Origin of the sequence: Thioalkalivibrio sp., assembly GCF_041690275.1 — a bacterium.
Classification (GTDB): Bacteria; Pseudomonadota; Gammaproteobacteria; order Ectothiorhodospirales; family Ectothiorhodospiraceae; genus Thioalkalivibrio.
The window spans coordinates 1-8,699 of the sequence record NZ_JAWLHP010000058.1 but is presented as its reverse complement, the minus strand read 5'-3'; the positions used below and the strand labels follow the sequence as shown (position 1 = coordinate 8,699).

Genomic DNA, 8,699 nt, shown 5'->3' with positions numbered 1-8,699 from the left:
CCCGGCGTGGGATCGCGGCTGGAAGCCGCTCCTACAGACATCGCTCCTACAGACATCGCTCCTACATCCGGTCGTGCTCGCGCAGGAGTTCCTCCAGGGCGGACTGGTCCAGGATGGGAACGCCGAGCCTTTCGGCCTTTCCGAGCTTGCCGCCGGGGTTCTCGCCAGCGATCACGGCAGTGGTCTTGGCGGACACGCCGCCGGTGACCTTTGCGCCCAGGGCCTGCAGCCGCGCGCTCGCCTCCTCGCGGGTCAGGCCCTCGAGGCTGCCGGTCAGTACGTAGGTCCGGCCTGCCAGCGGCTGCGGGCGCTCGGCGGCGGGCCGCGTCTCGGGCCAGTGCACGCCCGCGCGGCGAAGGGCCTCGATCACCTCCCGGTTGTGCGCCTCCGCGAAGAAGCTCGCGATGTGCCGCGCGACCACCGGTCCCACGTCCCGGATGCCCTCCAGCTCTTCCACCGAGGCCTGCATCAGCGGCTCCAGCCCGCCGAAGTGCTCGGCCAGCGCCCGCGCGGTGACCTCGCCCACCTCGCGGATGCCCAGTGCGAAGATGAACCGTGGCAGCGTGGTCTCGCGCGCGCGCTCCAGCGCCTCCTCCAGGTTCCGGGCCGACTTCGCGCCAATGCGCTCGAAGCCCTCCAGCCGCGTCGCATCGAGTTCGAAGAGTTCCGCCGGGGTACTCACCGTCCCGGTCCCGACCAGCTGCTCGATCAGGCGGTCGCCGAAGCCCTCGATGTCCATCGCCTTGCGCGACACGAAGTGGCGCAGGGACTCGCGCCGCTGCGCCGGGCAGACCAGCCCGCCGGTGCAGCGCGCCACCGCCTTGCCCTCTTCCTGCTCGACGTGGGAGCCGCACTCGGGGCAGGCCTCCGGCAGCCGCACCGGTCGCGTGTCCGGCTCGCGCTCGCCCCCGGCGCGGCCGACGACCTCCGGGATCACGTCTCCGGCCCGGCGCACCACGACCCGGTCCCCGATGCGGATGTCCTTGCGCGCGACCTCGTCCATGTTGTGCAGCGTCGCGTTGCTCACCATCACGCCCCCGACCAGCACCGGCTGCAGCCGCGCCACCGGGGTCAGCGCGCCGGTACGTCCGACCTGAAAGTCCACCGCCAGCAGCTGCGTGGTGCGCTCCTCGGCCGGAAACTTGTGGGCCAGCGCCCAGCGCGGTGCCCGGGCGACGTAGCCCAGGCGCTGCTGGTCCGCGCGCCGATCCACCTTGAAGACCACGCCGTCGATGTCGTAGGGCAGCTCGGCGCGGCGGACGGCCATCTGCCGGTAATAGTCCAGCGCGCCCCGAGCCCCGGTCACCCGGTCGCGCTCCGGACAGACCGGGATGCCGATGGTCTTGAACCAGTCGAGTACCGCGTACTGGGTATCCGGAAGCTCGAAGCCCTCGGGGACCCAGCCCGGACCGTAGGCAAAGAAGCTCAGCGGCCGGCGCGCGGTGACCGCCGGATCGAGCTGGCGCAGGCTCCCGGCCGCCGCGTTGCGGGGGTTCATGAAGCCGCGCTCCCCCGCGGCATAGAGGCGCGCGTTCAGCCGCTCGAAGTCGGGCCGGCGCATGAAGACCTCCCCGCGCACCTCGAACTCCGCCGGCCATCCCGAGCCCTCGAGCGACAGCGGGATCGCGCGCACGGTGCGCACGTTGCCGGTCACGTCCTCGCCGGTTTCGCCGTCGCCACGGGTTGCGGCCTGCACCAGCCGGCCATCGCGGTAGAGCAGGCTGAGCGCCAGCCCGTCGAGCTTCGGCTCGGCCATGTACTCGACTCCCGGCTCACTGTCACGGTCCAGCCGCTCGCGCACCCGGCGATCGAAGGCGAGCAGCTCGTCCTCGGTAAACCCGTTGTTCAGAGAGAGCATCGGCAGCCGGTGGCGCACCGGCTCGAAGCTGGTGGCCGGCGCCCCCCCGACCCGCTGGGTCGGCGACTCCGGCACCACCAGCTCGGGATGCTCGGCCTCGATGCGCTGCAGTTCCGCCAGCAGTTCGTCGTATTCGGCGTCGCTGATCTCGGGATCGTCCAGCACGTAGTAGCGCCGGTCGTGATAGGCGATCCGCTCGCGCAGCTCAGCGGCCCGGCGGGCCGCGCCCGCCGCGCGGTCCCGTCGGGTCACTTCGCGGCCTTTCTGCGCAACAGGTCCGGTCGGTGGCGCAGCAGCCAGTGGTTCATGTCCTCGCGCATATGGGCGAGCGTCTGATTGGTCGCGGTGGACTGCTGCGCGTCCAGCACCCGTCCTCCCAGATCGCGCGCCAGCACGTGTGCCGTCTCCAGCAGCACCTCGAAGGCGCGCTGCGGCCGGTCACAGGCATGCAGCTGCAGGAACAGCGTGATGCCGGGCGTCATCATGTCGGCGAGGTCGTCGTCGCCGAGCGTGCCCGGCGCGACCATGTTCGCGGCGCTGAACAGCGGGTCGCCGTCCGGCGGGTCGCCCTCTTCGCGGTAATGGTAGATCGACATCTCGCCGAGCCCGAGCCCGGCCCGGCGCAGCGCGGCCCCCAGCGCGACCCCGGTGAACGGCCGGTTGCGCGGCGCCACCACGTGCAGCACCAGGATCTTTTCGGGCCTCGTGTCCGGCGACAGGGGGTTGCGGCCCACCACCCGTGGCTCCGACACGTCGTCGAAGTGTTCCCCTGCCGCCCGCCGGCCCGGGGGCGGGGCCGGCTGCGCATCGTCAGCGGGGGCCCGGGGCTTCGGTGCCGGGGTCCCGCCCGCCGCGACGCGCTGCTTCAGGTCGGAGAACACCGATGCGACCTTCGCGCCCGCGCGCTTGGCCACCAGCGGCACGTCAGGCCGCGGGCCGCGGGGTGCCGGTCCGGGCACGGGTTGGGATTCGGGTTCCGCCCCAGGCTCGGGCCCGGGTGTCTTCGATTCGGGTGCCGGGGCCGATTCCGGCTCCCGCGCCGGCCAGGCCACCGGCTCGGAAGCCGGGCCGCGGCTTGGACGCTCGTTGCCGGCTGCCGGCGCCGCAGCCTGTGGCGGTGTCCGGCTCACGGGCCGTTCCTCGGGCTCGAGCAGGTTGTCGAGACCGCTGACGCCCTCGCCCAGCACCGGCTCGATGTCGGGGTCATCGCGATGGGCACGGATGTGCACCCCGGTATCGTCACCCCAGTCGTCGAGGTCCATCTCCCGGTCCTCGCGCCGGCCGCGTACGCGCATGCGGTGCGCGATCCAGATGCCGGCGACGAGAATCACGCCGAAGATCAACAGGCTGATACGCAACCAATCCACAGGAAAGACCTCTCGCGTTCCTTCAGGCTTCCGCCAGTTCCACGGCGGCGTCGACGTCCACGCTCACCAGGCGGGAGACGCCGGGTTCGTGCATGGTAACGCCGATCAGCTGCTCCGCCATGGCCATGGTCGACTTGTTATGGGTGATGAAGATGAACTGGATCCGCTCCGACATCTCCTGCAGCAGCGCGCAGAAACGTCCGACATTCGCCTCGTCCAGGGGAGCGTCGACCTCGTCGAGCATGCAGAAGGGCGCCGGATTCAGCTCGAAGATCGCGAACACCAGCGCCGCGGCGGTCAGGGCCTTCTCGCCACCGGACATCAGATGGATCGTGGACAGGCGCTTGCCGGGCGGCCGCGCCATGATCGCGATGCCGGTGTCGAGCAGGTCTTCGCCGGTCAGCTCGAGACGGGCCTCGCCGCCGCCGAACAGGCGCCGGAACTTCTGCCCGAGGCCCTCGTTCACCCGGTCGTAGGTCTCGCGGAACAGCGCCCGGGTCTCCCTGTCGATCTTGTGCATCGCCTGCTCCAGCGTCTCCAGCGCCGTGAGCAGGTCGTCGTGCTGTTCCTTCAGGTACTCGCTGCGCTCGGTCAGGGTCCGCGCCTCCTCGATGGCGGCCAGGTTGATCGGGCCGAGCCGTTCGATCTTGCGGTCCAGCGTGGCGATCGCGTCCTCCCAGGCCTGCGGATCGGCATCGTCGGGAAGCCCGGTCGCCAACGCGTCCGGATCCACCCCGCTCTCCCCGAGCTGGGCGGCGAGCTGCTCCTCCTGCACGCGCAGCTCGCGCAGTTCCAGCCGCCGCTCCTCGCAGCCACCCCGGCCGGCCTCGACCTGTTCCCCGAGGTCGCGCAGTTCGGTCGCGAGAAGACGCAGCGAATCGTCGCAGGCATCCAGCGCCGCACGCGCCCGGGTCAGGGACTCCTCCGCCTGGTGCCGCTGCTGCAGCTGTTCCTGGAGCTCGCGGCGCCACCCGTCCAGCGGCGCCAGACGCCCGGTACGCGCCTCCTGGAGCTGCGCGAGGCGTTCACGGTCACGCTCGCTCTGCTGTTCCAGGCGTTCGCGATGCCCCTGCTCAAGCGCCAGCCGGTGCCGCGCCTCCTGCACGGCAAGCAGGGTTTCCGACGCCCGCTCGCGCGCCTGCTGCAGACGGGTGCGGGCCTGGTGCTGGCGCGACTGCGTCTCCCGGGTCCGCTGCTCCAGCTCGGACTTGTCCCGGTCGAGGTCTTCCAGGGCCTGCAGCGCCTCGTTGCGCTCCCGCAGCGCGTCATCGCGCTGTGCCTCGGCCCGGGCGCCCTCGCCCTCCAGTTCCGCGATCTCCCGGGACAGGCGCCCGCGCCGTTCCTCGGCCTGCTGCGCCCGGTCGCGCAGCCGCTGCAGCTGGCCCTCGAGACGGTTCGCCTCGCGCTGGCTCTCGCGCAGCGCCGAATCGACCTCCTCGAGTTCCGCTTCGGTCTGATGCATCGCCTCCCTGCGCGCCTCGAGTCCGGCGGCGCGCTCGGCCCCGCGGGCCTCGAGCTCGGCCGCCTCGCGTTCCAGCTGACGCTCCAGGCGCAGGCGCTCGATCACGCCCTCCACCTGAGGGTCGGGGTTGCGGTGCCAGAGCCAGCCCTGCCCGATCCAGGTGCCGTCGCGCGTGACCACGCTCTCGCCGGGGGCACACCGGCCCAGCCGCTGCCGGGCCTCGGGCAGTGAGTCGACACAGTACACGGTCGCCAGCCGGGCGCGCAGCACGTCCGGACCCCGCACCCGCGCGGCGAGTGAATCCGCCGGGCAGACGCGCGCATCCGGCGCCGGGTCCAGGGCCCGGAAGGCCGCCGCGGGCAGGCTGTCGGGCATCTCGGCGAGGGACATCAGCACGGCCTCGAACCACTGCCCCAGCACCACCTCCACCGCGGCCTCCCAGCCGGGATCGACGTCCACCTGCTCCGCGGCCCGTCGGCCGGGATCGACACCGCGCTCGCGGGCCCACTGCTCGAAGCGCTGCCGGTCCTCGTTCTGATCGCGGCCCGGCAGGATCTGCAGGGACGCGAGGCGTCCGGCGACCTCGCGGGCCCTCTGCTCCAGCTCGTGGACCTCTTCCTGACCGGCCTGGAGTTCGCGGCGTTCCTCCGCCAGGCGCTCGGCGAGACCGGCGCGACGTTCCTGCAGCGTCTCGTGACCCCGGCTCGCGGCCTCGAAGGCCTCCTCGGCCGTTGCGAGCGCCGCGTCGGTGTCTGCACCGGACAGACGGTCCTGCTCCTCCTTCAGCCTCTCGAGGCGCTGCCGCGCCTGCTGCAGCAGCTGATCGGCATGATCCATCCGCGTTCGCGCCAACTGCGCCGCCTGTTGCGGCTCGGCCATCGCCTGGTGCCAGGCGGTCCGGGCCTCCTGCGCCGCGTGCATGTCCGCATCCGCTGCCTCCGCCTCGCGCTCTGCCTGTTCCAGCGCACCGGCCGCGGTCTGCTGCTCCCGCTCGTGAGCCTCGATCGCGGCGTCGGCGCTGTCCACCCGGTGCATCGCATCCAGCGCCGCGCGCTCGGAGTCCCGGATGCGGGTCTCCAGCTCCCCCTGTTCCCGGGCCTCGCGCTCCAGTTCCTCCTCGGCGTGGCGGATCGACTGCTCGAGCCGGGACACCTGCGCCGACACGTCGTAGAACCGCCCCTGGGCCTCCTGCAGCGTCCGCTCCCGTTCCGCGCGCTGCGCCCGCTGCCGTTCGGCCTCGGTCTCCTTCTTCTGCGCGCGGGCCTGCAGTCCGGCAAGCGCGGTCTCCGCCTCGGCCAGGGCCTGCTGCTCGCGGCCGAGCCGCTGTTCCTGGGCGCGCAGGCGCAGCAGCAGCAGTTCCGCCCGCCGCTCGCGCCGGTTCGCCGCCAGTTCCTGGTAGCGCTCGGCGACCTCGGCCTGGCGGGTCAGGCGCGCCGCCTGCCGGTCCACCTCCTCGCGCACGTCGTCGAGACGCTCCAGGTTCTCGCGCGTGTGACGGATGCGGTTCTCGGTCTCCCGGCGGCGTTCCTTGTACCGCGAGATACCGGCCGCCTCCTCCAGATAGACCCGCAGCTCTTCCGGCCGCGCCTCGATCAGGCGCGAGATCATGCCCTGTTCGATGATTGCGTAGCTGCGCGGCCCGAGGCCGGTGCCGAGGAAGAGATCGGTCACGTCGCGCTTGCGGGCGCGCAGCCCGTTCAGGTAGTACTTCGACTGCCCGTCGCGGGTCAGCGCGCGGCGCACCGAGATCTCCGCGTAGCTCGCGTACTCGCCGCCGAGGCGTCCCTCGCTGTTGTCGAAGAAGAGCTCGATGCTGGCCTGGCCGACAGGCTTGCGCGTCGAGGATCCGCTGAAGATCACGTCTTCGCCCGAGTCGCCGCGCAGGTGTTTGGCCGAGGACTCGCCCATCACCCAGCGCACTGCGTCGATGGTGTTGGACTTGCCACAGCCGTTCGGCCCCACGATGCCCACCCGGTTGCCGGGCAGCACCAGCAGGGTCGGATCAACGAAGGACTTGAATCCGGCCAGCTTTATACGGGCAAGTCGCACGGATGAATGGGGCCCAGTGGGGGTATCGGGGTAGAATCTTACATGGTTCGGCCCGGCGTGTTGCTCCGGCGCCATGAATCCGTCGCCTACAAGGATCACCCATGCCCAGCCAGCCCGGCAAGACCCTGGACAGCTTTCCCAATCCGAGACCGGAACGCGACTACACCATCCACATGCGCATCCCGGAATTCACCTGCCTGTGCCCCGCCACCGGACAGCCCGATTTCGCGGAACTGCATCTGCAGTACGTGCCGGATGCGAACTGTGTGGAACTGAAGTCGCTGAAGAACTACATGTGGTCCTACCGCAACGAGGGCGCCTACCACGAGGCGGTCACCAACCGCATCCTCGACGACCTGGTGGCGGCCGTGCAGCCGCGCTTCATGCGCCTGACCGCGGACTTCTACGTGCGCGGCGGCATCTACACCCAGGTCGTGGCCGAGCATCGCGCCGAGGGCTGGCACCCGGCCGAGCCGGTGGTGCTGCCGCCCCCGGTGCGCCAGTGAGCCGGAACCGTGGCCTCGAGAGCGTGAACCGGCATTGATCCGCCACTGCATCGGCATCGACCTCGGCACCTCGGGAGTGCGCGCCGAGGTGCTGGGTCCGGACGGAGCGATCGTGGCCGGCCTGCGCCGGGCCTGGCCTGAAGCGGGCCGGGTCCCGGCGGATGCCGCGGCCTGGTGGCACGGCGTCCGCGCGCTGCTGCGTGATCTGGCGGGCCGGATGCCGGCGGAGCCGGTGGCCGTCGCGGTGGACGGAACCTCGGCGACCCTGCTGGCGACGGACGGGGATGGCGAAGCGCTCGGTCCGGCACTGATGTACGACGACGCACGGGCGGTGGAGCAGGCGCGCCTCCTGGCCGGCGTCGCGCCGCGCGATGCCGGAGTCCACGGCCCCGCCGCCTCCGCGGCCAAGCTCCTGTGGCTGCGCGACGACGACCGCCTGCGCAAGGCGGTGCACGTGCTGCACCAGGCCGAGTGGATCACCGGCCGCCTGCTGGGCCGATTCGACCGGGGTGACGAGAACAACGCGCTGAAGCTCGGCTACGACCCGGTGGCGGGTGCGTGGCCGTGCTGGTGGCGGGACCTGCTCGGCCCGCTGGCGGACCTGCTCCCGGAGGTCGTGCCGGCCGGAACGCCGCTGGGCCCGCTGGCGGGGTCCGCCGCCACCGAGACGGGCCTGCACCCGGACAGCCTGGTGGTTGCCGGCACCACCGACGGTGTTGCCGGATTCCTGGCCACCGGGGTGGACCGGCCCGGGATCGGCGTGACCAGCCTCGGCAGCACGCTGGTGCTGAAGCAACTCTGCGAGCGGCCGCTCTTCGATCCGGACGCGGGCGTCTACAGCCACCGGGTGCTGGGCCACTGGCTGACCGGCGGCGCCTCCAACAGCGGCGGCGCGGTGCTCGCGGCCCACTTCGGTCCGGAGGAGATCCGGGGCCTTTGCGCGGGCATCGACGCCGAACAGGGCTCGGGCCTCGACTACTACCCGTTGAACCGTCCGGGCGAACGCTTTCCGGTCAGCGACGCGCGGCTGGCGCCGAGGCTCACTCCGCGTCCCGAGAGCGATATGCGCTTCCTGCACGGCCTGCTGGAGGGGATCGCCAGGATCGAGGCGGCCGGCTACGCGCGGCTGCAGGCGCTCGGCGCACCGGCGCTCGAGGCGGTCGCAAGCGTCGGCGGCGGTGCGGCGAACCCGCAGTGGACGGCGATCCGGGAGCGGGTGCTGGGGGTTCCGGTCCACCGCGCCGCGCACGAACAGGCCGCCCACGGGGCGGCCCTGCTGGCACGGCACGGGACGGTTGCCGCCGGGGTGTGACCGCGTGGCCTGGGGTGAGCGGTCTCTGGTCGCGATGGCCGGGGTTTGATCGCGGATTGCACGGATCGCGGATCGCGGATCGCGGCTGGAAGCCGCTCCTACGAGGGACTTGCCCTGCGTGGGAGCGACCTCTGGTCGCGATGGC

The 8,699-nt window shown here is 72.0% G+C and carries 5 protein-coding genes; 2 read left to right on the top strand and 3 right to left on the bottom strand.

Features of this window, described 5'->3' with window-relative positions:
• Positions 1-61: 61 nt before the first annotated feature.
• The 3 genes from ligA to smc are packed head-to-tail and all read right to left on the bottom strand — an operon-like array spanning position 62 to position 6,736.
• Positions 62-2,110 (bottom strand): NAD-dependent DNA ligase LigA, encoded by a 2,049-nt coding sequence (ligA, locus tag ACESMN_RS11085; protein ID WP_373053661.1) that lies wholly within the window; start codon positions 2,108-2,110, stop codon positions 62-64.
• Complete coding sequence (zipA, locus tag ACESMN_RS11080; protein WP_373053660.1) at positions 2,107-3,225, bottom strand: cell division protein ZipA; 1,119 nt, start codon at positions 3,223-3,225, stop codon at positions 2,107-2,109. The genes ligA and zipA overlap by 4 nt, the downstream gene beginning before the upstream one ends.
• 22 nt (positions 3,226-3,247) lie before the next feature.
• On the bottom strand, positions 3,248-6,736 hold the full coding sequence (gene smc, locus ACESMN_RS11075; protein ID WP_373053659.1) for a chromosome segregation protein SMC: 3,489 nt from the start codon (positions 6,734-6,736) through the stop codon (positions 3,248-3,250).
• A gap of 101 nt (positions 6,737-6,837) precedes the next feature.
• Here smc and queF point away from each other — a divergent pair, with 101 nt between their 5' ends.
• The gene (queF, locus tag ACESMN_RS11070) at positions 6,838-7,242 is read left to right on the top strand and encodes a preQ(1) synthase (protein WP_373053658.1); all 405 of its coding nucleotides are present in this window, start codon (positions 6,838-6,840) and stop codon (positions 7,240-7,242) included.
• Positions 7,243-7,276: 34 nt separating this feature from the next.
• The gene (locus tag ACESMN_RS11065; RefSeq protein ID WP_373053657.1) at positions 7,277-8,554 is read left to right on the top strand and encodes an FGGY-family carbohydrate kinase; all 1,278 of its coding nucleotides are present in this window, start codon (positions 7,277-7,279) and stop codon (positions 8,552-8,554) included.
• Positions 8,555-8,699: the final 145 nt, after the last annotated feature.

Excerpts from the sequence above, each read along its gene's own strand:
- queF (WP_373053658.1), top strand. The coding sequence starts at position 6,838 with ATGCCCAGCCAGCCCGGCAAGACCCTGGACAGCTTTCCCAATCCGAGA.